The sequence below is a fragment of the Pseudomonas sp. 09C 129 genome (assembly GCF_002843625.1).
GTDB classification, from domain to species: domain Bacteria; phylum Pseudomonadota; class Gammaproteobacteria; order Pseudomonadales; family Pseudomonadaceae; genus Aquipseudomonas; species Aquipseudomonas chlororaphis.
The window spans coordinates 6,132,930-6,156,183 of the sequence record NZ_CP025261.1 but is presented as its reverse complement, the minus strand read 5'-3'; the positions used below and the strand labels follow the sequence as shown (position 1 = coordinate 6,156,183).

At 60.1% G+C, this 23,254-nt stretch carries 18 protein-coding genes, 3 pseudogenes and 1 riboswitch; of the genes and pseudogenes, 13 read left to right on the top strand and 8 right to left on the bottom strand.

The features are described 5' to 3' along the window. The first annotated feature begins 690 nt into the window (after positions 1 to 690). On the top strand, positions 691 to 1,506 hold the full coding sequence (locus CXQ81_RS27360; RefSeq protein ID WP_007928401.1) for a M48 family metallopeptidase: 816 nt from the start codon (positions 691 to 693) through the stop codon (positions 1,504 to 1,506). Between the two features lie 126 nt (positions 1,507 to 1,632). Here CXQ81_RS27360 and CXQ81_RS27355 read toward each other — a convergent pair whose 3' ends face one another. From CXQ81_RS27355 to CXQ81_RS27345, 3 genes are all read right to left on the bottom strand, one after another. Continuing rightward, positions 1,633 to 2,217, bottom strand: coding sequence for a TMEM165/GDT1 family protein (locus CXQ81_RS27355; RefSeq protein WP_009045541.1), 585 nt, complete (start codon positions 2,215 to 2,217; stop codon positions 1,633 to 1,635). A gap of 89 nt (positions 2,218 to 2,306) precedes the next feature. Beyond that, a riboswitch (yybP-ykoY riboswitch) is annotated at positions 2,307 to 2,428 on the bottom strand. Between the two features lie 52 nt (positions 2,429 to 2,480). Continuing rightward, a complete protein-coding gene (locus CXQ81_RS27350; RefSeq protein WP_101339064.1) occupies positions 2,481 to 3,479 on the bottom strand; it encodes a class I SAM-dependent methyltransferase in 999 nt (332 codons plus the stop codon). A 33-nt stretch (positions 3,480 to 3,512) separates the two neighbouring features. Next, positions 3,513 to 4,478: a 2-hydroxyacid dehydrogenase gene (locus tag CXQ81_RS27345; RefSeq protein WP_101339063.1), complete on the bottom strand. Its 966-nt coding sequence runs from the start codon at positions 4,476 to 4,478 to the stop codon at positions 3,513 to 3,515. An 82-nt stretch (positions 4,479 to 4,560) separates the two neighbouring features. Here CXQ81_RS27345 and CXQ81_RS27340 point away from each other — a divergent pair, with 82 nt between their 5' ends. From CXQ81_RS27340 to CXQ81_RS27315, 6 genes are all read left to right on the top strand, one after another. Further along, complete coding sequence (locus tag CXQ81_RS27340; RefSeq protein WP_101339062.1) at positions 4,561 to 5,190, top strand: LysE family translocator; 630 nt, start codon at positions 4,561 to 4,563, stop codon at positions 5,188 to 5,190. Between the two features lie 135 nt (positions 5,191 to 5,325). Further along, positions 5,326 to 6,426 carry a hypothetical protein gene (locus CXQ81_RS27335; protein ID WP_101339061.1) on the top strand — a complete coding sequence of 367 codons (1,101 nt, stop codon included), beginning with the start codon at positions 5,326 to 5,328 and terminating at the stop codon, positions 6,424 to 6,426. A 255-nt stretch (positions 6,427 to 6,681) separates the two neighbouring features. Beyond that, positions 6,682 to 8,364, top strand: a complete 1,683-nt coding sequence (locus CXQ81_RS27330; RefSeq protein ID WP_101339060.1) for a fatty acid--CoA ligase — start codon at positions 6,682 to 6,684, stop codon at positions 8,362 to 8,364. Positions 8,365 to 8,701: 337 nt separating this feature from the next. Next, entirely contained in the window at positions 8,702 to 10,591 is a 1,890-nt protein-coding gene (locus CXQ81_RS27325; protein WP_101339059.1) for a DUF1302 domain-containing protein, read from the top strand. A 28-nt stretch (positions 10,592 to 10,619) separates the two neighbouring features. Beyond that, entirely contained in the window at positions 10,620 to 11,984 is a 1,365-nt protein-coding gene (locus tag CXQ81_RS27320; protein ID WP_007928419.1) for a DUF1329 domain-containing protein, read from the top strand. A 325-nt stretch (positions 11,985 to 12,309) separates the two neighbouring features. Beyond that, positions 12,310 to 15,045 carry a LuxR C-terminal-related transcriptional regulator gene (locus CXQ81_RS27315; RefSeq protein ID WP_101339058.1) on the top strand — a complete coding sequence of 912 codons (2,736 nt, stop codon included), beginning with the start codon at positions 12,310 to 12,312 and terminating at the stop codon, positions 15,043 to 15,045. An 8-nt stretch (positions 15,046 to 15,053) separates the two neighbouring features. Here the strand turns inward: CXQ81_RS27315 and CXQ81_RS27310 are convergent, their stop codons facing one another. Together CXQ81_RS27310 and CXQ81_RS27305 are read right to left on the bottom strand one after the other, a co-directional pair. Next, on the bottom strand, positions 15,054 to 16,394 hold the full coding sequence (locus CXQ81_RS27310) for a HAMP domain-containing sensor histidine kinase (RefSeq protein WP_007928421.1): 1,341 nt from the start codon (positions 16,392 to 16,394) through the stop codon (positions 15,054 to 15,056). Further along, complete coding sequence (locus CXQ81_RS27305) at positions 16,379 to 17,062, bottom strand: response regulator transcription factor (RefSeq protein WP_101339057.1); 684 nt, start codon at positions 17,060 to 17,062, stop codon at positions 16,379 to 16,381. Before CXQ81_RS27305 ends, CXQ81_RS27310 begins: the two co-directional genes overlap by 16 nt. Before the next feature lie 134 nt (positions 17,063 to 17,196). Between CXQ81_RS27305 and CXQ81_RS27300 the strand changes: the two genes are divergently transcribed. The 4 genes and pseudogenes from CXQ81_RS27300 to CXQ81_RS27285 all read left to right on the top strand — a co-directional run. Next, a complete protein-coding gene (locus CXQ81_RS27300; RefSeq protein WP_087092015.1) occupies positions 17,197 to 17,382 on the top strand; it encodes a hypothetical protein in 186 nt (61 codons plus the stop codon). Further along, on the top strand, positions 17,372 to 17,617 hold the full coding sequence (locus CXQ81_RS27295; protein ID WP_172963001.1) for a hypothetical protein: 246 nt from the start codon (positions 17,372 to 17,374) through the stop codon (positions 17,615 to 17,617). The genes CXQ81_RS27300 and CXQ81_RS27295 overlap by 11 nt, the downstream gene beginning before the upstream one ends. Before the next feature lie 148 nt (positions 17,618 to 17,765). Next, a complete protein-coding gene (locus CXQ81_RS27290; protein WP_009045529.1) occupies positions 17,766 to 18,266 on the top strand; it encodes a methylated-DNA--[protein]-cysteine S-methyltransferase in 501 nt (166 codons plus the stop codon). Between the two features lie 117 nt (positions 18,267 to 18,383). Then, positions 18,384 to 18,818: pseudogene (locus CXQ81_RS27285) on the top strand (MBL fold metallo-hydrolase); the annotation flags it as partial. 189 nt (positions 18,819 to 19,007) lie between these two features. Here the strand turns inward: CXQ81_RS27285 and CXQ81_RS27280 are convergent. From CXQ81_RS27280 to CXQ81_RS27270, 3 genes and pseudogenes are all read right to left on the bottom strand, one after another. After that, positions 19,008 to 19,695 (bottom strand): annotated as a pseudogene (locus CXQ81_RS27280) (IS3 family transposase); the annotation flags it as partial. A gap of 124 nt (positions 19,696 to 19,819) precedes the next feature. After that, positions 19,820 to 20,113, bottom strand: a pseudogene (locus tag CXQ81_RS27275) (IS3 family transposase); the annotation flags it as partial. 493 nt (positions 20,114 to 20,606) lie between these two features. Further along, positions 20,607 to 20,888 (bottom strand): helix-turn-helix domain-containing protein, encoded by a 282-nt coding sequence (locus tag CXQ81_RS27270; protein ID WP_101339056.1) that lies wholly within the window; start codon positions 20,886 to 20,888, stop codon positions 20,607 to 20,609. A gap of 84 nt (positions 20,889 to 20,972) precedes the next feature. Between CXQ81_RS27270 and CXQ81_RS27265 the strand changes: the two genes are divergently transcribed. Both CXQ81_RS27265 and CXQ81_RS27260 read left to right on the top strand, forming a co-directional pair. After that, a complete protein-coding gene (locus tag CXQ81_RS27265) occupies positions 20,973 to 21,422 on the top strand; it encodes a hypothetical protein (protein ID WP_101339055.1) in 450 nt (149 codons plus the stop codon). Between the two features lie 298 nt (positions 21,423 to 21,720). Next, positions 21,721 to 22,494 carry a hypothetical protein gene (locus CXQ81_RS27260; protein WP_157832273.1) on the top strand — a complete coding sequence of 258 codons (774 nt, stop codon included), beginning with the start codon at positions 21,721 to 21,723 and terminating at the stop codon, positions 22,492 to 22,494. Positions 22,495 to 23,254: the final 760 nt, after the last annotated feature.

The window sequence follows — 23,254 nt, the reverse complement described above, 5'->3', positions numbered from 1 at the left end:
GTCGACATAGGCGCTGTCGTTATGGTCGATGGCGTTCTTTTCCCAGCCTATATAGGCACCGAGAATCTTCGGGTTCTGCGCGACGTTTTCCTTGATCAGGTTGATCAGTTGCTCGCGGCTGAGATTGAGCTGTGGATTGCCGTCCGCGTCCTTGCTGCCGATCAGCGCGTTGATCCGCACCAGCCCGCCGGCGATCAGCAGGGGCGCCTCGAGTTCACGCTGGATCTGGCTGACCTGGGTCTGCGCCAGTCCGACCAGTCGCTGCTCGATGACTTGCTCGAATTGAGCCTGGGTTTGCTGCTGCACCATCTCCTGGGTCCGAGCGCCGGCGAACAGGGCGTACAGCACCAGGGCGACGACCACGCTGAGGACGATGGCACCGGCCAGGGCGGCCACGGAAAACTGGATCGACTTGAATTTCATAAGGGCTCCGGACGCAGGAATGACGTCTGCCCCGTTGTATCGGCAAGGCCCTCGCCGACCATGAGCGAGGATTGGAAAAATGGCTGTTTTGTAGGCTGGCATGTCGCAAATGGACAGCTGCCGGCCGTTGCCAGCGCGGAGGGGAAGGTTCTGTGAATTTTTTCCTACGGCGCCGTATCTGAAAACAGTGTGCTACACGTCCGTTGTATCTGGCGTCGATACACAACTGGGCCTAGGATACGCGCCATGTTTTCAGGGAGCGTTTTCATGAGTAAGAAGCAGGTTTTGGGTGCACTCACCGCTGCGTTGCTGCTGTCGGGTTGCCAGTCGGTCAACACCACCAGCGGTGGCGCTGTTGGGGTCGATCGCAAGCAGTACATGTTCAGCATGCTGTCGACCGATGAGGTCAACCAGTCCTACGCGCAGTCCTATCAACAGACGATCGGCGAGGCGAGCAGCAAGAACGTGCTGGACAAGTCCAGTGCCAATGCCAGGCGCCTCCAGGCGATCGCTAACCGGCTGATTGCCCAGGCCCCGGTGTTCCGCCCGGATTCCGCGCAGTGGAATTGGGAAGTCAACCTGATCAAGAACGATGAGCTCAACGCCAACTGCGGTCCTGGCGGCAAGATCATTTTCTACACTGGGATCATCGACAAGTTGCAACTGACCGACGATGAAATCGCCGCGGTCATGGGGCATGAAATCGCTCACGCCTTGCGCGAGCACGGCCGTGAAGCGATGTCCAAGGCCTACGGTGTCAGCGCACTGAAGCAGATTGCGCTGATCGCCGGCGCGCCGCAGGAAGCGGTCGCCGTGGGCGACAACGGGGTCAACCTGCTGATGACCCTGCCCAACAGTCGCGGCAATGAAAACGAAGCCGACCTGATCGGCCTGGAACTGGCGGCCCGCGCCGGCTACAACCCGAACGCGGCGATCACCCTGTGGAACAAGATGAGCAAGGCCTCGGAAGGCGCGCCACCTGAATTCCTCAGTACTCACCCGGCGTCCGGCAGTCGTATTTCCTCGTTGGAAGCGGCGATTCCGAAGGTGATGCCGTTGTACCAGCAGGCCAAGAGGCCCTGATCGTCTGGCGTCGTTGTTGACGACATGGTCGTGAACAAGCCGGCCCCCTGCAAAAAAAGCCCCGACTGGTTCGGGGCTTTTTTGTGCTCGCAGGTTTGCCTGGAGGCGTGCCTGCTGATGGTGCGCTTACAACCAGCCGCTGCTCTGCATGGCCTTGTACACCGCGACAATGGCCAGGATGAAGAACGCCGAGGCCGCGAGGCGACGGATCAGGGTCAGGGGCAGTTTCTCCGCCGCGAAGTTGCCGGCCAGTACCACCGGGACGTTGGCGATCAGCATGCCGGCGGTGGTGCCGATGATCACCAGCCACAGTTCCGGGTATTGCGCCGCGAGCATGACGGTGGCGATCTGGGTCTTGTCGCCGATTTCAGCGAGGAAGAACGCGATCAGCGTGGTCAGGAAGGGGCCGAACTTGCGGGCAGTGCTGGCTTCGTCGTCGTCCATCTTGTCCGGCACCAGGGTCCAGAGCGCGGTCGCGGTAAAGCTCGCGGCGAGGATCCAGTGCAAGGTCGCGTCCGAGAAGAAGCTGCCGAACCAGGCGCCTACCGCACCGGCTGCCGCATGGTTGGCCAGGGTCGCGGCGACGATGCCGGCGATGATCGGCCAGGGTTTGCGAAAGCGCGCGGCGAGAATGAGGGCAAGCAGTTGCGTCTTGTCGCCGATTTCGGCCAAGGCAACGATCGCGGTGGGAACCAGTAGAGAATCCAGCATCAGGGCATTCCTAAGGGGCGGGTCGACACGGCTATGACACGTACAGCCTTCCCGCCCCGGGTAAGGTGTGCGTGTCATAGGTCTTGTCAAACCCTGCGGTCCGTCTGTGCGGACTCTTGGGTCGCATGCGCCATGATCTGAGGATCAAGTATGTTGACGCATGCCGGGCGAGCGTGGCGCTCGCGGGAGACTACTCCCCTAGGACGGAGCGGATTCTGCCTAGGCAAAACCCATTCGGCAAGCGTTCTTTTGCAAAAAGGTTTTCAGCCGCGCTTGGCGCTGTAGATGCGAAAACCCTGGCCTTCGGCCTTGATCGAACAAGGGCCGAGATGCTCTTCGATCAGCGGTTGATAACGCAGGAAGCTGTTGGCCACCAGCCGAAGTTCGCCACCGGTTTTCAGATGTTTGGCTGCTTTTCGCAGCAGGTTCTCCGTTGCCTGGTAGTCCGTATGGACCCCGACATGGAACGGCGGATTGGTCAGGATGGTGTTCAAACCCATAGGCGCGGCATCGATGCCGTCACCGGTCAGGACCTCGGCTTCCAGGCCATTGGCGGCCAGGGTCAGGCGACTGCTGGCAGCGGCGAAGGCGTCGACGTCGAGCAGGGTCACATTGTTATGGGGGTAGCGACGTTTGATCGCCGCGCCCAGAACCCCGGCGCCGCAACCGAAATCCAGCAGGTGGCCGCTGGGCAGTTTGTCCAGGTGTTCCAGCAACAGGGCGCTGCCGCGATCCAGGCGACCATGGCTGAACACCCCCGGCAGGCTGACCACTTTCAGCGGCCCTTCGGCCAACGGCAGTTCATATTCCTGGGCCAGGCTTTCCAGGCTGACGGCTTGTGGCGCGTTGTCGACCGTCACTTGCCACAGCTGGCAGTGCCGCGCGCTGTCGAGCTTGCGCGGTTTGCCGAAGGGGTTGAGCTGCTTGGCCGCGCGTTCGATGCCGCTGCGTTTTTCCCCGACCAGATACAGCTCGCGCCCGGCCAGGCGCGAGGCGAGGGCGTTGAGCAGGTAGTCGGTCAATTCCTTGGACTTGGGCAGGAACAGCACGGCGTTGGCAAAGCCTGGCTCGGGGGCCGTCACGCCGAAGTGGCTGCGCCCGGCGAAGCGTGCATCCAGCGCGGCCTGGTCGCCGGCGTGCCAGCACCAGCCATGGGCGGCCGGCAGGCGGCCGAGCAGGTCATCGGCGGGCAGGCCGGCCAGCAGCAGCGAGCCTTGAAACAAGTCAGCCTGACGAAGCAGTACTTCACTGCGCGGATCCATAATCTGCTCCTGGGAAAAAAGTGGCGCAGTTTATCAACTGACGACCCGCAGCGCTGTACCGCTGAAAAACGCCTGGGCGTTTTCCGCCAGCTGGCCGACGATGCGCTGCCGGGCTTCGCGGCTGCCCCAGGCGGTATGTGGGGTCACGATCAGCCGCGGGATGTCATGGGCCAGCAGCGGGTTGCCAGCGGTCGGAGGCTCGACGCTCAACACGTCGGTGGCCGCGCCGCCCAGGTGACCGCGGCGCAGGGCGTCGGCCAGGGCTTGCTCGTCGATCAGGCCGCCACGGGCGGTATTGACCACAAAGGCCTGGGGCTTGAGCAGGGCCAGCTCCCGGGCGCCGATAAAGTGCCGGGTGTGTTCGTTGAGCGGGCAGTGCAAGGTCAGCGCATCGACTTGTGGCAGCAATTCATCCAGCGGCAGGCGGTCGGCGCGGGCCGGGCGGCCGGGAATCTGCCCCAGCAGCACGCGCATGCCAAAGGCCTCGGCCAGGCGGGCGACGGCGCCACCCAGCTCGCCATGGCCCAGCAGACCCAGGGTCTTGCCTTGCAGTTCGACGATCGGGAAGTCCAGCAGGCAGAACTGCCGGGCCTGCTGCCAGCGACCGTCGCTGACCGCCTGGCGGTAATCGCCGAGGCGGGTGGCGAGGTTAAGCAGCAGCATGAGGGTGTGCTGGGCCACCGATGGTGTGCCGTAGCCCTGGCAGTTGGCGACGGTGATGCCTTGGGCGCGGGCGGCGGCCAGATCGACATTGTTGGTGCCGGTGGCCGCCACTAGGATCAGTTTCAGCTCGGGGCAGGCGGCCAGGGTTTCGGCATTGAGCGGTACTTTGTTGCTGATCGCCACCTGGGCTCCCTGCAGGCGCTCGACCACCTGTTCGGGGCTGGTCCGGTCATGCAGTTGCAGTTCGTCGAAGCTGTGGCGCAGCGCGCTGAGGTCGAGGTCGCCGAGGTCTAGGGAGCTGTGGTCGAGGAAGACGGCGCGGCGATTGTTAGTCATCAACTGTACCTTTTGCACGAGGGTCTGAAGGCGTAATCTGCCGAGCCTAACAGATGAAATAATTAGATACACAGGAGTGTCCATGTACCTCGCCGAGTTCTTGACCGTCGCCCTTATTCACCTGCTTGCAGTGGCCAGCCCGGGCCCGGATTTCGCCGTCGTGGTGCGCGAAAGCGTGACCCACGGTCGCCGCGCCGGCACATGGACCGCCTTGGGCGTCGGCACCGCGATCTTCCTGCACGTGGGGTATTCGCTGCTGGGTATCGGCCTGATCGTGTCGCAGTCGATCGTGCTGTTCAACGCGCTGAAATGGGCCGCCGCCGCTTATCTGCTGTACATCGGCTACAAGGCCCTGCGGGCGCAGCCGGCCAAGCCTGCTACCGAGAATCTGCACCTGGAAGTTGGCGAGCGCACCGCGCGCGGTGCCTTCACTTCCGGCTTCGTGACCAACGGCCTGAACCCGAAAGCGACGCTGTTTTTCCTGTCGCTGTTCACCGTGGTCATCAATCCGCACACGCCCCTGGCCATCCAGGCCGGTTATGGCGTGTACCTGGCGGTGGCGACGGCTACCTGGTTCTGCCTGGTGGCGCTGCTGTTCAGCCAGCAGAAAGTCCGCGCCGGTTTTGCCCGCATGGGCCACTGGTTCGATCGCACCATGGGCGCGGTACTGATCGCCATCGGGGTGAAGCTGGCCTTTACCGAGATGCATTGAGGCGGTCTTTCTCGTCCAGGTTTATAGGATATTTCTGATCCTTAATTGGGATTAATCGTACAATCGTCCGCTTTTATGGCCACTCCGGCAGGTCGAGCCCCTTGACCGTCCGGAGCGCGCGAGACCGGACGCTTGATGACGATACAAAAAGTACCGCAGCAGTTGCTCTATCTGGTTTATGGCGGCAAAGAGGTTTATCGCCATGAAGCGAAGTTCAGCATTCTGACGGCCCTCGACCAGAGCAAGAGTGCCGAACCGCTGGTGATTCGGGTCATGACCGACCGTCCCGAGGATTACCGCGGCTGGCCGGTGCAAGTGGTGCCGTTGAGCGAGCAAACGCTGGTCGAGTGGCAGGGTGACCAGGGCTACTACCACCGGCGCAAGGCCTGTGCCTTTGCCGCGGGCCTCGTGCTGGCGGACAAGACCCTGTTTGTCGATACCGACACCTTGTTCGAGGCCGACCCGCAGCGGTTGTTCGATCGCATCGCGCCCGGCCGGTACCTGATCGACGAAGACGAGTTTCTCTGGTCCGAAGTCCGTACCCGGCCTGAGTTCGTCAAGCTCGACCGCTATCTGCAGGCCAGCGGTCAGTCGGTAGCCGACGATCAGCGCCTGTTCAACAGCGGGGTTTGTGGCCTGACGGCTGGCGATGGTCCGCTGATGCAAGCCTCGATTGCCTTGATTGACGAGTGGAGCGCCCACATCAAGGACCTGCACACCCTGGAGCAGATCGCCTTGTCATTCGCCTTGCGCGGTCAATCCGTGGGCGAGAGCAAGAGTTGCATCTATCACTACTTCTCCGACAAGGACTTCTTCCACGCCATGCAAGCGCTGTTCTTCCAGCGCCATGGCGAAGCCTTCCGGCCGGAGTTGCTGCGCCTGCAGCGCGAGGTCCCACGGCGTAAACCCTTGCCGTCGCTGTTTCAGCGTTCGCGGATCAAGTTCTACTTGAGGCGGCAGAACAAGGACATGCAAAAAGTCGGACGCGACCTGCTGTATGGCAGCTGCGGCCCGATCTCGCCCTATGTCGAGGCTTGCCGCCATGTCTGGTGGGATCAGGGGCTGCGTCAGATCCAGCGCCGGGGCATGAGCCAGCAGGCGCCGATTCGCGCGCTGGCGCGTGGCGAATGGCCGGCCGGGTTGCCCAGGCCGCGTAACCGCGATGTGGAAAAACGTCTGCGCAGCTACCTGCAACAGCATTTGCAACCGCACGGGGCTACACCCGGGGCTAACTGATGGGGCTGTAATGGGGCCTGGCGCCTTGAGCTGATTCGGGGCGCCGAGCTATTCCCGCGCAGGGTGGCCGAGCAAACGGCTTGACGCTCACGCATGTGCCTTCCCATGGCGAATGTCTGGTCGCGCGAATGCTGGCTTGGAGCTAGCATTCGTACGGCTCTGCAAATCATTCCTTTGGCTGATTTGGCAGAGCCAGCGGCGCTCTAGAGTGAGCGTTCTTCAGCCACGACCGTGCAGTCACGAAAAGGGATGCTTATGTTGCAGACTCGCGTTATTCCGCCAGCCGAAGGCGCCTACCAATACCCGCTATTGATCAAGCGGCTGCTGATGTCCGGCACCCGTTACGAGAAAACCCGTGAAATCGTCTACCGGGACAAGCTGCGTTACAGCTACCCAACCCTGATCGAGCGCGTGGCCAGGCTGGCGAACGTGTTGACGGCTGCCGGGGTCAAGGCCGGGGATACCGTGGCGGTGATGGACTGGGACAGCCATCGCTATCTGGAGTGCATGTTCGCCATCCCGATGATCGGCGCGGTGATCCATACCATCAACGTGCGTCTGTCGCCGGAACAGATCCTGTACACCATGAATCACGCCGAGGACCGCTTCGTGCTGGTCAACAGCGAGTTTGTCGGGCTCTACCAGGCGATCGCCGGGCAACTGAGCACGGTGCAGAAAACCCTGCTGCTGACCGACGGCCCGGACAAGAGCGCCGACCTGCCCAACCTGGTGGGCGAATACGAGCAGCTTCTGGCGGCTGCCAGCACCCAGTACGCCTTCGAGGATTTCGACGAAAACTCGGTGGCCACCACCTTCTACACCACAGGCACCACCGGCAATCCGAAGGGCGTGTACTTCACCCACCGCCAGCTGGTGCTGCACACCATGGGCGTGGCGGTGATCATGGGCAGCATCGACAGCGTGCGCCTGCTGGGCACCAGCGATGTGTACATGCCCATTACCCCGATGTTCCATGTGCATGCCTGGGGCCTGCCTTATGTGGCGACCATGCTCGGCCTCAAGCAGGTCTACCCCGGCCGTTACGACCCGGAACTGCTGGTGGAGCTGTGGCGCAAGGAAAAGGTCACCTTCTCCCATTGCGTGCCGACTATCTTGCAGATGCTGCTCAATGCCAAGGCGGCCCAGGGCACGGATTTCGGCGGCTGGAAGATCGTCATTGGCGGCAGCGCGCTCAACCGTGCGCTGTACGAGGCCTCCAAGGCCAAGGGCATTCAGCTGACGGCAGCCTATGGCATGTCGGAAACCGGGCCGCTGGTGTCCTGCGCTCACCTCAACGAAGAACTGCTGGTGGGCACCGAGGATGAACGCACTACCTACCGGATCAAGGCCGGCGTGCCCGGACCTCTGGTGGAGGCGGCGATTGTCGATGGCGACGGCAACTTCCTGCCGGCCGATGGTGAGACCCAGGGTGAGCTGGTGCTGCGCGCGCCCTGGTTGACCGAAGGCTATTTCAACGAGCCGCAGAAGGGCGCAGAGCTGTGGGAAGGCGGCTGGCTGCACACCGGCGACGTGGCGACTCTCGACGGCATGGGCGTGATCGATATTCGCGACCGGATCAAGGATGTGATCAAGACCGGAGGCGAGTGGGTATCGTCCCTCGCCCTGGAAGACCTGATCAGCCGTCACCCGGCGGTACGCGAAGTAGCAGTGGTGGGGATCCCCGATCCGCAATGGGGCGAGCGCCCGTTCGCCTTGCTGGTGGTCCGTGAAGGGCATGCGATCGAGGCCAAGGAGCTCAAGGAGCATCTCAAGCCGTTTGTCGAACAGGGGCACTTGAGCAAGTGGGCGATTCCCAGCCAGATCGCCCTTGTTACTGAAATTCCCAAGACCAGTGTCGGCAAGCTCGACAAGAAGCGCATCCGCCTCGACATCACCGAATGGCAGGCCAACAACAGCACCTTTCTTTCGACGCTATAAACACCTCCTACCGTGCCCGAAAGGGCACGGTAGAGCCCACCAAGCAAGCGCTTGCCTTGTCAAATCCGAATTTTCAGCCATCCTTGCCGTGCCGGCATTTGCCGGACTGGCGAAAGGACCGTTCCAGAGTGGTTGGAGGCTGCAAATCACACTTTAGAGGGATCAAGCCGTACCACCTGCTGGCTATAGTCCGCCCAAGGATTTTTAAGAACGGGGCAACCGCACAACATGGGGCGATGCAACTTTGAACGACTTCGGGGCTGACTGGGTTCCGCCCGTTCAGAGCGTTTTTAAAAGTGCTCACTGCCATAACAATAAAGCACATGGAGTAGCGTCGATGACATCAGTAAACCAGTTCTGGCGCCGGGCGAAACTGCCTCTGGCCGTCAGTCTCGCCTCTACGCTCGCCGGACCTGCCTTCGGCGTCAGTTTCAACATCGGTGAAATCGAAGGTCAGTTCGACTCTTCTCTATCGCTGGGTGCGAGCTGGTCTACCCAGAGCCCCAACAAGAATCTGATTGGTGTCAACAACGGTGGTCATGGCCTGTCCCAGACCTCTGACGATGGCCACGCTAACTTCAAAAGCGGCGAAACCTTTTCCAAGATCTTCAAGGGCATCCACGACCTTGAACTGAAATACGGCGATACCGGCGTCTTCGTCCGTGGCAAATACTGGTATGACTTCGAGCTCAAGGACGAAAGCCGCGAGTTCAAGGACATCAGCGACAGCAACCGCAAGGAAGGCGCCAAGTCCTCCGGCGGGCAGATCCTCGACGCCTTCATCTACCACAACTACTCGATCGCCGAGCAGCCGGGTTCCGTGCGCCTGGGCAAGCAAGTCGTGAGCTGGGGTGAAAGTACCTTCATCGGCGGCGGCATCAACTCGATCAACCCGATCGACGTATCGGCTTTCCGCCGTCCTGGCGCGGAGATCAAGGAAGGCCTGATCCCGGTCAACATGTTCTATGTCTCCCAGAGCCTGACCGAGAACCTCTCGGCCGAAGCTTTCTATCAGCTGGAATGGGACCAGACCGTCGTCGACAACTGCGGCACCTTCTTCTCCCAGCCGGACATCATCGCCGATGGTTGCAGCGACAACCTGCGCGTGTTGAACAAGCGCTCGACCATTCCGTCGATTGCCCTGGGGCCACTGGCCGCCGCGGGCGTCGACGTCAATCAGGAAGGCGTGCTGGTGCGTCGTGGCCCGGACCGCGATGCACGGGACAGCGGGCAGTGGGGCGTGTCCTTCAAGTACATGTACGAGCCGCTCGACACCGAGTTCGGCGCGTACTTCATGAACTACCACAGCCGTGCGCCGATCTTCAGCGCCACCGGTGCTCCGCAGTCGGTCTTCGACCGTGTCGCGGCCTTGCCTCCAGCGTTCCGCGCCCTGGGCCCACTGGTGGTGGCGGGCAGCTCCGAGTACTTCGTCGAGTACCCTGAAGACATCCGCCTCTACGGCCTGAGCTTCTCCACCACCTTGCCTACCGGTACCGCATGGAGCGGTGAGATCAGCTATCGCCCGAACGCTCCGGTGCAGCTGAACTCCACCGATATCCTGTTCGCCGGTGTTCGCCCCCTGGGCGGCACCCTGGCCAATGCCTCGCTGCTCGACGGCTCCCCGGGTCAGGACCTGCACGGCTATCGCCGTAAAGAGATCACCCAGCTGCAGACCACCTTCACCCACTTCTTCGATCAGGTCATGGGCGCGAGCCGCCTGACCCTGGTTGGTGAAGTCGGCCTGACCTACGTGGGCGGACTGGAAAGCACCTCCAAGGTTCGTTACGGCCGCGATCCGGTCTATGGCCCGGGCGAACTGCCTGCCACCGGCAGCCTGGACACCTGCTCGCAGATCCTCAATACCAGCACCATCAACGGTGCGGGTCCAGGCGCGGCGACCAACAATCGCAGCCGCAACTGCAACGACGACGGCTTCACCACCTCGACTTCCTGGGGTTATCGCGGTCGTGCCATCTGGGAATACAACGACGTGTTCGCCGGTGTGAACCTCAAGCCGAACGTGGCCTGGTCCCATGACGTCAGCGGTTACTCGCCTGGCCCTGGCGGCAACTTCGAGGAAGGTCGCAAGGCCATCAGCCTGGGCGTGGATGCCGAGTACCAGAACACCTACACCGCGAGCCTGGCGTACACCAACTTCTTCGACGGCAAGTACACCACCGTGGATGACCGTGACTTCGTGGCCCTCAGTTTCGGCGTGAACTTCTAAGCACTGCATTTTCAGGAAGAACAAGAATATGAAAGTAACCAAGAGTCTGTTGCAGGTCGGTGTCCTCGGGCTGTCGCTGCTGGCGACCGGGGTCATGGCCGCGGTCTCGGCCGATGAAGCGGCCAAGCTGGGTACCTCCCTGACGCCGATGGGCGCGGAAATGGCCGGTAACTCAGCCGGCACCATTCCGGCCTGGAAAGCCTTGCCGACCAACGCCGGCAGTGTGGATGGCAAGGGCTTCCTGTCCAACCCGTACGCCAGCGAGCAGCCGCAGTTCACCATCACCGCGCAGAACGTCGAGCAGTACAAGGACAAGCTGGCGCCGGGGCAGTACGCGATGTTCAAGCGCTACCCGGAAACCTACAAGATGCCGGTCTATCCTTCCCATCGCGGCGCTACGGTGCCTGCCGATGTGTTCGCCGCGATCAAGGAAAACGCCACCAAGACCAACCTGGTCAGCGGCGGCAACGGCCTGGAAAACTTCAAGACCGCCATTCCGTTCCCGATTCCGAAAAGCGGCGTGGAAGTCATCTGGAACCACATCACCCGCTATCGCGGCGGCAGCGTGACTCGCCTGGTGACCCAGGCGACGCCACAGGCCAACGGCTCGTTCAGCCTGGTGTACTTCCAGGACCAGTTCGTGTTCCGCGACAAGATGAAGGACTACGATCCGGCCAACCCGGGCAACATCCTGTTCTACTTCAAGCAGAAAGTGACCGCGCCAGCGCGTCTGGCCGGTGGTGTGCTGCTGGTGCACGAAACCCTCGACCAGGTGAAGGAGCCGCGTTCGGCGTGGGTCTACAACGCTGGCCAGCGTCGTGTGCGTCGCGCCCCGCAAGTGTCGTATGACGGTCCGGGTACCGCCGCCGACGGCCTGCGTACCTCCGACAACCTCGACATGTACAACGGCGCGCCGGACCGCTACGACTGGAAGCTGGAAGGCAAGAAGGAGATGTACATCGCCTCCAACAGCTACAAGCTCGATTCGCCGCAACTGAAGTACGCCGAGATCATCAAGGCCGGCCACATCAACCAGGACCTGGCCCGCTACGAGCTGCGTCGTGTCTGGCACGTGGTTGCGACCCTGAAGGAAGGTCAGCGCCATATCTACGCCAAGCGTGACTTCTACATCGATGAAGACACCTGGCAGGCCGCGGTGATCGACCACTACGACGGTCGTGGCCAGCTGTGGCGCGTGGCCGAGGCGCATGCCGAGAACTATTACGACAAGCAAGTGCCGTGGTACGCCCTGGAAACCCTCTACGACCTGCAGTCCGGTCGTTACCTGGCACTGGGCATGAAGAACGAAGAGAAATCGGCCTACGACTTCGGCTTCACCGCCACCACCAGCGACTTCACTCCGGCGGCCCTGCGCCAGGATGGCGTTCGTTAACCCGCGGTAAATCGAGGCGCATCCTCGATCGACGCCCCGACTGGTTCGGGGCGTTTTTTATTGTCTGCGTTTTTCTACAAGACCCGGGGTGGCCTCTGGAGCGAGCTTGCTCGCGAAAAATACTCCAGACGATGCCACCTCCCGGTAAAACCGCGCTGCCCTTATCGAGAGCAAGCTCGCTCCTACTGGTACGCGGGGAACGCTGAAAAACCCGGTTGTATTCTTTTTCTATCCATCTGTAGCAAAAATCTTCAACAGGGGGCTTTTTACCGCTAGTCTGCCGACATCTGTATTGCCGACAACAGCACTTCAATAAGAGTTGGCCATGACTGATCTGTCCCGTATCCAGGGGCCTGCCGGTGCGGCCATTCCCGCGCCGGAAGGGCGCTTCTACCGACCTCCCTTGCCCGACGGCTACGTACTGCGGCCGCGTCTGTGCGAGCGCTTGAGCGCGGGCCTCAATGGCCGGCTGCTGTTGGTCAGCGCACCGGCCGGTTTTGGCAAGAGTTCGCTGGCGGTGGAGTTCTGCCAAAGCCTGCCGCCGCACTGGCGCAGCCTGTGGCTGGGGCTCAGTCGCCGGGACAGCGATCCGGGACGTTTTCTCGAGCGCCTGCTTGAGGGGCTGCAACAATATTTCGCCCAACTGGGCAACCAATCCCTCGGGCTGCTGAAGATGCGCCAGCGCCACCAGCCCTTCGCCTTCGAAGAATGGCTGGACGGGCTGCTCGATGAGTTGGCGGCCCATCTTTCCAGTGCTTCTCCCTTGTTGCTGGTACTGGACGATTACCACCTGGCCCAGGGGCCGGTGCTCGATCGCTGCTTGCAGTTCTTTCTCAATCATTTGCCCGACGGCTTGCTGGTGCTGGTAACCAGCCGCCAGCGCCCGGACTGGCACCTGGCGCGTCTGCGCCTGTCGCGGCAGTTGCTGGAACTGCATGAGCAGGACTTGCGCCTGACCTACGACGAATCCCTGACCCTGCTCGACCGGCACAGCAGTTCGCTGCGCGGCGAGGCGCTGGAAAGCCTGATCCTGCGCAGCGAAGGCTGGGTGGCGGGGCTGCGCTTCTGGCTGTTGGCGGCCTCGGAGGCGGGCAGTGGCGCAACCTTGCCGCAGTCGCTGAATGGCGGTGAAGGCCTGATTCGCGATTATCTGCTGGAAGAGGTCATCGATTGCCTGCCTGCCGAAGTGCAGTCGTTCCTCTACGACACGGCGCCCCAGGAACGTTTCTGCATCGACCTGTGCGATGCATTGCGCGAGTCCCACGACAGTGCCGAGATCCTGCGTTACCTGTTGGCCCACCAGGTATTCCTGGTGCCGCTGGACGAGCAGGGGCACTGGTACCGTTATCACCACCTGTTCTCCGACCTGCTGCGCACCCGGCCCACCGCCAACGCGATATTGCCGCCGGCCAGCCTGCACCTGCGGGCCTGTCGCTGGTTCAACGCCCAGGGGCTGCTGGACGAAGCGGTGGAGCAGGCGTTGCGCGCCGGGCACCTGGACGTGGCGGCGAACCTGGTACAGAACCTGTCCGAGGAACAACTGCTGGCCGAGCAGAACGTCGGCATGCTGCTGCGCTGGAAAATGGACTTGCCCGATAGCCTGCTGATCAGCACCCCGCGGCTGATCGTGCTGTACAGCTGGGCGCTGGGGCTGGCGTGCCAGCTGGACGCCGCCGAGGAGCTGGCCAGCCATTTGAGCCGCTTCCTGCCGGCCCCCTCGGCCACTGCGCAGAAATCCATGCTGGCGCAATGGCTGGCCTTGAGCGGGATCGTCGCCCGGGGACGGGGGAATCGCGAGCTGACCCTGCTGTATTGCACCGAAGCCCTGGAAACCTTGCCCCAGAAACGTTACGGGCAGCGGCTGGTGTGCCTGTCGACCCTGTCCAACCTGGCGATCGCCGATGGCGACCTGTGGCGTGCCCGGGGGCTCAACCGCGAGTCCCTGGAACTGGCGCAGCGGGTCGGCAACCCCTTGTTCGAGGCCCTGGCCCATTACGACCGGGCCCGGGTGCTGCAAGCCCGCGGCGAGATCCTGCGGGCGCTGGATGAGGTCCGCCAGGGCTTGCAGCGCTTGTATGGTCTGTCGGCGCAACGCCTGTACGCGATACGGGCGCGGCTGACGCTGTACGAAGGTTACCTGATGGCGTTGCGTTGCCAGCCCGAGACCGGACTGGCGCGCCTGCGGGCGGGGCTGGTCGAGGCACGGGCCTGTCGCGATATCAGCGTGCTGATCGGCCATTGCGTGATCGCCAACCTGGAAGGTCACAACGGTGAATTTGCCAAGGCCTTTGCCGAACTGGCCGAAGCCGAACGCCTGATGCACATCTGGGACGTACCGCCGATCTACTACCTGGCGATGATCACCCTGGTCAAATGCGAACTCTGGCTGGCCCAGGGCCGCACGGACCTGGCGCAGGCCTGGCTGGCTCGCCTGGGGCAGACCTACACCGGCGACCAGGCCGCAGCGGCGCCGGAATTTCATCCACAGCTGCCGCTGCATATCGAATTGCAGCAAGCCTTGCTCGACAGCATCCAGGGCGAGCCGGCCCTGGCCGAGCAGCGCCTGGACAAACTGCTGGAGCATGGCCGGCAGACCGGGCGGCAGATGCTCAATGTGATGGCGCTGAATCAGAAGGTCGCGCTGTTGCTGGCCCAGGGGCGCGACCCCGAGGCCCGACAGGCCTTTGCCCAGGCGCTGGAGGCTGCCGTGGGCGGGGCATTGCAACCCTTCGAATGGGCGGTGCGGGCGCATCCGGCCTGGGTTCGCGAGCAACTTCAGCAGGGGGCGGCGACGCCATTGCGCCAGACCTTGCTCGAACGCCTGCCGGCCGCCGTGGCACGTGATTCCCTGGAGCAGCATCACGGTGAAGCCCTCAGCTCCCGCGAGCTGGCGGTGCTGCAACTGATCGCCCAGGGCTGTTCCAACCAGGAAATCAGCGATCAGTTGTTTATCTCGCTGCACACCGTGAAGACCCATGCCAGTCATATCAACAGCAAGCTGGGGGTGGAGCGTCGCACCCAGGCCGTGGCCCGGGCTCAGGAGTTGGGATTACTGGGCTGATTGAGCGCTCAGCTGATCTTGCAGGTATCGTCCTCGGCTCGCTCCTGGGGCGAAGCAGGGGGCTCTGCGGTGTTGAAGTCCAGGGTCACGGTGAAGCGCTGTTGTTCGGTGAGGACCTGGATGTGCCAGCCCAGCCTGGCGCACAACTGACGCATCAGCTCCAGGCCCAGGCCGTAGCCGAAGTCGCTGGATTCTTCTGACTGGCTGGTATCACGGATACGGTTGACGATGCGCAGTTGCAGCTGTTCGAAGGTGATTTCGATGCTGCCTTCTTCAGCATATTGCAGGGCATTGCGCAGAAAGTTACCAACCACGATTCGGCAGGCGGTCAGAGGCAGGCGACAAGGCTCGTTGCTGATGTCGAGGATCAGTTCGATATCCCGCTTGCCGATCAGGTAGCGATGCTCCTGGATCAATTCGTTGAACAACTCGGCCATGTCGATGGCTTCTTCCGGCAAGGGTTCAACGCGCTCGCGGCTCATCCACAATAGCGTCTCGGCAATGCGCTGCATGTTCAGCACCGAGCGTTCGATACGTTGCAGAGGCGGGGGCAGGGAGCCCCCGGCCTGCAGGGTCAGCAGTTCCAGGTTGGCCTTGAGCACCGCCAGCGGCGTGCGTAACTCATGGCTGGTGTAGCGCAGCAGGCGCCCTTCGCGCTGGCTGGCGGCCTGCACCTGTTGCACGCTCTGGGCCAGGGAGTCGGCCAGGACATTGAACTCCTTGAAACGGAAATTCGGGCGTTGGCTGGACACCTCCTCCGGATCTTTCAGGGTGGTGGACCACTGGGCCAGCCGGCCGAGAGGGCGTACCAGCCACCAGACCAGCAGGGCGATGATGATCAGTGCCGGGATGAATACCGCCAGACTGATGACATTAATGCTGTTCAGTTCGTGATCGAGATAGGCATCCGACAACGGGGTCTCGACCTCGCCACCTTCTTCATGGTCGTGGTCGACATCGAACATGTAGAGGATTTTGCCGTCACCCAGGGGCTGGGCCAGGATCGCTTTGACTTCATCCTGTCCATCGGCGTCCAGTTCACCGAACACCTGCACGGCGCCGAAGGACAGGGTTGGCGGCGTATCCAGTAACTGGCGAATTTTCGGCGGCAGCGCTTCCTTGCCGATAACGCTGCTGAAGAAATAGTTCTGCGGCGGGGCAAGGCTTGGGTCTTTCTTGTAGTGCCTGACGAAATACAGGGCTTCTTCTTCCATCATGGCGCTGGCGGTATAGAGCAGGCCTCGGATGCTATAGCTCGATAGCAGCTGGCTGTAGATCAGCAGCACCACGGCGATCAACAGCAGGAAACTGCCGCTGATCACCCATTTCAGACTCAGGCCTTTACGCATGGGGTCCTCAACTGCACACCGACGCCAGAAATAGTGTGGATCAGCGTTTGGCTGAAATCCTTGTCCACCGCCTTGCGCAAGCGGTGCATGTGCACCTTGAGGGTGTTGCTGTCCGGCGGCTCGTCGCCCCAGACCGTCGCCTCGAGACGTTCGCGCCCCACCGGCTCGGGACTGGCACGCATCAGGCATTCCAGTAGGGTCCAGCAGGTGGGCGACAGGTGCAGTTCCTGTCCGGCGCGACTGACCTTGCGGGTGGACAGGTCCATGGTCAGGTCGGCCACTTGCAGGCGGCTGGCCTGGCCGCTGCGCCGCAGGCTCAGGGCGCGGATCCTGGCTACCAGTTCGGCCAGTTCGAAGGGCTTGACCAGGTAATCGTCGGCGCCCATGGCAAAGCTGGCGAGCTTGTCCGGCAGGGCATCCAGCGAGGTGAGCATCAGGATCGGTGTCTGTTTGCCCTGTTCGCGCAGCTGTTTGCACAGCTGTTGGCCGTCCAGGCGCGGCAGCATGATGTCCAGCAGGATCACATCATAGTGTTGGCTCAGCGCCAGGTTCAGGCCGGTCTGGCCATTACTGGCGTGATCGCAGACGATCCCGGTGATCTCCAGGTATTCGATGACGGTGTTGGCCAGGTCGAGGTTGTCCTCGACCAGCAGCAGGTGGATATGCACGGGAACGTCCCCTTGGACCTGTGTCGCTCAGTGGCCCAGAGGATAACGGAGCCGGCGCGTTTTTTACCGATGTTTACCTGGCGTTAACCTGTCGGACTCTAGGGTGGCGGCTTTTACACCAAGAGAGCGCCACCATGAACCTGTCTCCTGTCGTCAAAGGCATTCTGCTGGTCTTGATTGTCATCGGCCTGATGGCCTGTGCCTTGTCGCCCGGCACGTCTGTGGCGCGCCTGGGCGGGGGTGGGCCGCTGTCAGGGTTCTTGACCGGGAATGGGGGCGGGCTGGCAGCAGGATCGGGCTCTATTGCCTATGCCTTCTGAAAAGACCTGCGCGGGTTACACCGACCAGTTGGTGTTGTGCCTGTTGCTGATTCTTTGCGTGGCGCTTGCGCTGGGTACCTATATCGTCCGGCTCAATGCGCGTATCGATCAACAGCGTGAGCTGTCGCCGGTGCATCTGCTGGAGTGCGGCAACGGGCGCGGGGCTTTTATCGTCGATCCCCACGGCCGGCGCAGCAGCAGTGACAATTGCTATCTGATCGAAGAGGATGAGTAGCCGATGTAGCGGCCCCAGGAAAATCCGGCACTGAGTTCAAGCGCAAGAAACGTAGTTCTTGCGCTTGAATGTCGATCTACAGTGCAGGCGTACCGAGATGAAGGCCAGGTCCGGGCCTGATCTCCCTGGAAGATAAAGGAGGCTTACCATGTCCTGCGTATTCAAATTGATCAACTCGCCCGTCGGTCAACTGACCCTGGTTGCCAGAGGCACGAAGCTCGCCGCGATTCTCTGGGAGAACGAACGCGAAAACCGGGTGCGTCTCGGCCCGTTGCAGCCTGCCGACGATCATCCGGTCTTGCTGGAAACCGAACGCCAGCTCAAGGAGTACTTTGCCGGCAGCCGCGATCGCTTCGAACTGGAACTGGACTTTGTCGGCACCGAGTTCCAGCGCAAGGTCTGGCAGGCGCTGCTGACCATTCCTTTCGGTGAAACCCGCAGCTACAGCCAGATTGCCGCGCAGGTGGGCAGTCCCAAGGCCGTGCGCGCAGTCGGTGCGGCCAATGGCCGGAACCCGATCTCGATCATCGCGCCTTGCCACCGGGTGATCGGCGCCTCGGGCAGCCTCACCGGTTTTGCCGGCGGCCTGCAGGCCAAGCAGTTTCTGCTGGCGCTGGAAGGCGAGGAAACCCTGCAGTTGGCGTTCTGACTGTGAATGATTGCCGTCCCGGGGCGTGGGCGGCAGTTGTCGTTGTCTGCATTGCGCGGCAAAGCTGCGGCTGCAAGCTGTGCGAGAATGGCCCATCGATTTCTTCAGGAACATCCCATGGAAGCCGCCAAGCCCACTCTTATTCGCGAAACCTTCCCCGTCGGTCCCTTGCAGTGCAACTGCACGATCATTGGCGATCCTGTTACAAAAAAGGCCATAGTCGTCGACCCGGGCGGCAATCCCGACCTGATCATGGCGCGGCTCGACGCGCTGGGGCTGAAGGTGGTGAGCATCATTCATACCCATGCCCACCTGGATCACTTCCTGGCATCCGGACAGATGAAGGAAAAAACCGGCGCAACCCTGCACCTGCACAAGGAGGATCAGTTCCTCTGGGACAACCTGGAGATGCAGTGCAGCATGTTCGGCGTACCTTACACGCCGGTACCGGCACCGGATCGCTGGCTGGCGGACGACGAAGAACTGGCCTGCGGTTGCGGCGTGGCCCTGCATACGCCGGGACATACCCCAGGTTCCATGAGCTTCTGGTTCGCATAATGTAGTCAAGCCGATTTTAGGCTGAATTGAGCAACGTGAGCGCTAGTAGGGGTAGCAAGGAAAGAGTTGTTGCTTTTGCTCTAGCGGAGGGGGATTGGGGGAAGCATTACAGCTATCGGTGGCGACTCAGATCGTCGCTAATAAACTCCATTTTCTTCAAAGTCCAAGCGATGAGTGTAGTGGTCAACTAATCCCGGACACTGCGTTAAGTTTCTCCTCGGCCACTGAGGGGGCTAGCCCACTGTTGAATTGATGTGGCCGTTGCCAGTTGTACCTCTACATCAAAAACCGACCGATATCCTGCTGTGCCAGCGATGCACTCATGTAACCCACGGTCGGTATCCATTCTGTTTTCAGGCTGCGAAACAACCGTTCCATCGGCGCATTGTCGTAGCAGTTTCCGCGCCGGCTCATGCTTTGCGTGAAGCGATAACACCATAGTCGCTGGCGAAAGCTTCGGCTGCCGTATTGGCTTCCTTGATCGCTGTGAAACAGAACATTCTGGGGGGCCACGCTGTTCATACGCGATGTCCAAAGCCTTGATCACCAGGTCGGCATCGGGCTTCGATGAAAATGCCCAGCCCACTACGCGGCGGGCGAACAGATCGATCACCGCCGCCACATAGTGCCAGCGACCTTGAGCCCAGACGTACGTGATGTCACCGCACCAGACCTCATTCGGCCCCGCCACTGTGAACTCCCGATCCAGCACGTTCGGGATATCTGGCCGCTCCAGTGTTGCCTTTTTATAGGCATGTGAACCGGGCTGTTTGCTGACCAGTTTCATCTCGCTCATCAGCTTGCGTACCTTGAATCGCCCAATCGCTATGCCGTCCTCACGCATCATGAACATGATGCTTCGGCTGCTGGCCACCAGCCGCACCCAAGCGCAGGTCAAGGTAAGGGAGCCGCGGCTGATTGACTAGTCAGGCTGAGGGGCATGGGAATTATCTAGAATTATCTCGCTAACTATAATTGGCTGTTTTTTGATCGACTGGCTTACCTCCGTACTTCCCAGGGCGTCGTCGATACCTTGTCTGAAAGCGCAGACCTTCAAGACGCATCAGCCTCGCCATGCGATGCCGACCACAACCCTCACCGACCTCGCGCAGATCGTCATGGATTTTGCGATAGTCATAAACCCCGCCACTCTTCAGCCACGAATGCTTGATCAACCCCAACAATCGCTGGTCGTCTTTAGCGCGTTCAGATTGCGGCTCAGACAACCAGGCGTAATAACCACTGGGATGAACTTTCAGGGGCAGGCAAAGGCGCCGAATGGAATATTCCACTCATCAACCCCGTCCCATGACGTGATAATGATGCTGAACAATCCGAGGTTCGACGCAGCGGTGACTGAGCTACCACGAAGTCGAAAGCAGGGATGCATGATGCGGGAAGGCGCACATTGGCGCCGACAGTCCAATTGATTGAGAAACAGCAGAACCCCGCCAGCACTCTTAAAAATGTGAAATTAAATGTGCAGCTCAATGCGGGAAATCTCTCTGAAACACCTTTGCTAGAGCGATTTTCAGAGATAAAAAAATGTGCAGATTGAGCCCTGTCGTCGGCGCCTCCTAAGGCTCCGGGAGAGAGTTGGCGTATGCATCTTGAGGCGGGATGAGAGTTCCTTCAGCTCAATGTGAGCTTGTTCGAAAGCGTTCGTGTTTGGGGTAGAACCCAATCGCCATCGCTGACTATCAATTCAGTCCTCACGGTGGACGCACCAACGCCAAACGCTCCCTTCATCGGCTACACGAGACAAATGAGGAAATATCCAGGCTAGAGCCCAATCTCTCGTAGCTCATTTCGGATTCTTTCCAGTAATTCGCCTGACTTCGCCCCCTCTTCGGAAGCCAGATAACCAGCGAGAATGACACTGACGGGATGCACACCAAGCATCTCGGCCATCTGCTCGATCTTATCGATCGAAGCGCTCCACCGTCCTCGTTCAAGATTACTGATGTAGGTCTGGCTCGGCCCCATGCTCTCCTGAGAGATATTTCGTTTCAGCCGGTATGACTTGAGTACATCACCAAGCGCACGCTTGAGTTCCGATCGCATTTCAACAGCTCGCAAAAGGAACGATGAAGCCGTTTCGGTGCGTTATGCACTATGCTATGAATAGTATATTTTTGAGATCGGCTTATGTTTTTGACCTACCAACACGCAAAAATCGACCAATTTGGGCTCTTTGGAGATGACCCTACGGCATGGAGCTATGTGGAACACAACATTCACCGCCCTTGGTTCTACGTTGCAGCCGCTGGGGGGCAGGATGATGAATTTGCTCTGAGTCCGATGCTGATGCTGACTAACGACCAGCTTCTTCGGTCGCTAATTGAGGATCAGGAGAACGGGATACGAATGGAAAGCGTGCTGCTGGTCACCCCTGACCATGTAAACCAATCGGGGCGCTGGATGATGGAGCCGCTGGAGTCGATTGTGCGTTCGGAAGCGGCAGAGGGCGTTGCCTATACCTATAAGGTCGAAGGCGATAAGACCTATGTCTGTGGGGATGCAGAAGTCGCCTCTCTGGAGGGTGCGTGCCGGAAAACGCTTTTCAGCAGTTTGATGCTCTCAAGCTCCGCACAATGACCTTTTCTTGAACCGCTCTTGGGAGCACTCGCTATGCAACTACTAATTCAGGCGAATGCTACCTATGGCCGTGTCCGCAAATGACTGAAGTATTTTGAAGCGATGAGACGCGGCTTTGAAAGCCAACTGATTTCTGCACCGGTAGATGAAGGAACCACCGTTGAAGTACCAATCGTCAGTCCCTATAGCCCTGTCCCTAGCAAGCATCCTTACTGGTTGTGCATCACTCCCGATACCTGATAGCACTGAGTTCACTGATTCTGGACGCACATACCAGTTTCAAACGACTGCGTCGACCATGCGTTTTGCAAATACCAATCCACTGATGCTTAGGCAAGGAAGCGAGAACACGCGCGTATTGGCTCTGTTCGGTATGCCGAACTTCCAGACGGTCGAGCCCGGGAAGTTCTCGAACTTCAAGTTTGCAACCTCGGAGATGGGATTGACCCAAGCATATATTTCTCCTGCATTAGCTAGAAAGCCGCAGGCGTCTGGCCCCACCAATACTGATCTTGCCGCTATCAGCGTTAATGCACTCTCCACTACGGGCCTTGGTGCCGGCGCAGTAGGTGCCGCAGGTGCTGCTCTGATGATTGCAGGTACCGACACGTCACCGGATCCAAGGATTACGTATGGTGCAGCCATCTGCTACCGACCAGCCTCCGAGCAAGCTGATTTCAAAAAAGCTTACGTGGAATGTGTTGATCAGGTTGTTGAGGACGTGAAGAGTGCCCTCGGCCCTAAGGTGAACGTTGTGGAAAATAGCCAGCTCTTCAACATATCAGGCACCGTGGACGTTCCATCGTATGGAGAGCAGCCAGTGACGTTGCTGGTTGGACGGATCTACAACCATGCTGCCGAAGGATATGCGCCGATAGATAAGGGCGCTTTCAAGGCAAACATCTTCAGCATCCAGATTAAACGGTTTGGCGATTTCTCCGCTTCAAAAGCCACCATGGAAGATATTGGTCAGGCATTACGTCGTACCAAACGACTGACAATTGCTTACCGTCTGAATGCAAGTGAGGGCTACCGCAAGTTGAAGGATTCCGAGCCGGTTGGCATTTATTGATTTGTCATTTTTTGTAACCTACATGATGACCTAGTGCCGTGCTATCCTGATAATGCTGTCCAAGAGCTCCCTCTCCCGGGCGAAGTACCGGTGATGAAACTTGGTTTGAGGCGGCTTCTTTTGGGAGCCGCCTTTATCAATTTTGTAGACTTGGTGAGTAACCGTTAGGTACATTGCCGGCTCAACTAGGTAGAAACGGTCACTTCCAGGCGAGCACTTCTGAAACAGTTGGTTTCACCCAAAATGTACGTCAATCGCGTAGAAACCTGCCGACTTTGCAGCGGGATGCAATGTGGTCAAGCGAGGGCTGAACCATAGCATGGCCTTCGCTCTTTTGGATAAAATACCGATAAAATCAGTGTTCCGTATTCAAAGCAAATTAGGTGTACTAGAAATGGTCTAATGCATTAAGGCTAGCAAGTCCGTCCACATCCGTTACTTTTACTCTGCCATAGCTTAGAGTTACCAATCCTTGAGTGTGCATATGTCGAATTACAATATTTATCCTTTACCGAATTGCGCTCGATAAGTAGCCGATCTCCTCTTGATTGAGTGTAATCTCCGTCTTGCCTACCTTTCCCCACAGTCCCTTCATCAAGCGCCGACACTGCTACAGGATTATCTGATCAGAGAACCTAGCATGCGCAGGCTCAGCGTTGGCTCCTCAAACTGGGTTGTTCTGGTAGGAGTCCAACTTCGGCATTTATCGTTTCGCCTCCAAGTCCGACGTGGAGCATTGAATAGTTGGGCTATGCGCGCG

Coding starts and splice junctions, on each gene's coding strand:
- CXQ81_RS27360 (WP_007928401.1), top strand. CDS start 691: ATGAGTAAGAAGCAGGTTTTGGGTGCACTCACCGCTGCGTTGCTGCTG.
- CXQ81_RS27355 (WP_009045541.1), bottom strand. CDS start 2,217: ATGCTGGATTCTCTACTGGTTCCCACCGCGATCGTTGCCTTGGCCGAA.
- CXQ81_RS27350 (WP_101339064.1), bottom strand. CDS start 3,479: ATGGATCCGCGCAGTGAAGTACTGCTTCGTCAGGCTGACTTGTTTCAA.
- CXQ81_RS27345 (WP_101339063.1), bottom strand. CDS start 4,478: ATGACTAACAATCGCCGCGCCGTCTTCCTCGACCACAGCTCCCTAGAC.
- CXQ81_RS27340 (WP_101339062.1), top strand. CDS start 4,561: ATGTACCTCGCCGAGTTCTTGACCGTCGCCCTTATTCACCTGCTTGCA.
- CXQ81_RS27335 (WP_101339061.1), top strand. CDS start 5,326: ATGACGATACAAAAAGTACCGCAGCAGTTGCTCTATCTGGTTTATGGC.
- CXQ81_RS27330 (WP_101339060.1), top strand. CDS start 6,682: ATGTTGCAGACTCGCGTTATTCCGCCAGCCGAAGGCGCCTACCAATAC.
- CXQ81_RS27325 (WP_101339059.1), top strand. CDS start 8,702: ATGACATCAGTAAACCAGTTCTGGCGCCGGGCGAAACTGCCTCTGGCC.
- CXQ81_RS27320 (WP_007928419.1), top strand. CDS start 10,620: ATGAAAGTAACCAAGAGTCTGTTGCAGGTCGGTGTCCTCGGGCTGTCG.
- CXQ81_RS27315 (WP_101339058.1), top strand. CDS start 12,310: ATGACTGATCTGTCCCGTATCCAGGGGCCTGCCGGTGCGGCCATTCCC.
- CXQ81_RS27310 (WP_007928421.1), bottom strand. CDS start 16,394: ATGCGTAAAGGCCTGAGTCTGAAATGGGTGATCAGCGGCAGTTTCCTG.
- CXQ81_RS27300 (WP_087092015.1), top strand. CDS start 17,197: ATGAACCTGTCTCCTGTCGTCAAAGGCATTCTGCTGGTCTTGATTGTC.
- CXQ81_RS27295 (WP_172963001.1), top strand. CDS start 17,372: ATGCCTTCTGAAAAGACCTGCGCGGGTTACACCGACCAGTTGGTGTTG.
- CXQ81_RS27290 (WP_009045529.1), top strand. CDS start 17,766: ATGTCCTGCGTATTCAAATTGATCAACTCGCCCGTCGGTCAACTGACC.
- CXQ81_RS27270 (WP_101339056.1), bottom strand. CDS start 20,888: ATGCGATCGGAACTCAAGCGTGCGCTTGGTGATGTACTCAAGTCATAC.
- CXQ81_RS27265 (WP_101339055.1), top strand. CDS start 20,973: ATGTTTTTGACCTACCAACACGCAAAAATCGACCAATTTGGGCTCTTT.
- CXQ81_RS27260 (WP_157832273.1), top strand. CDS start 21,721: ATGCGTTTTGCAAATACCAATCCACTGATGCTTAGGCAAGGAAGCGAG.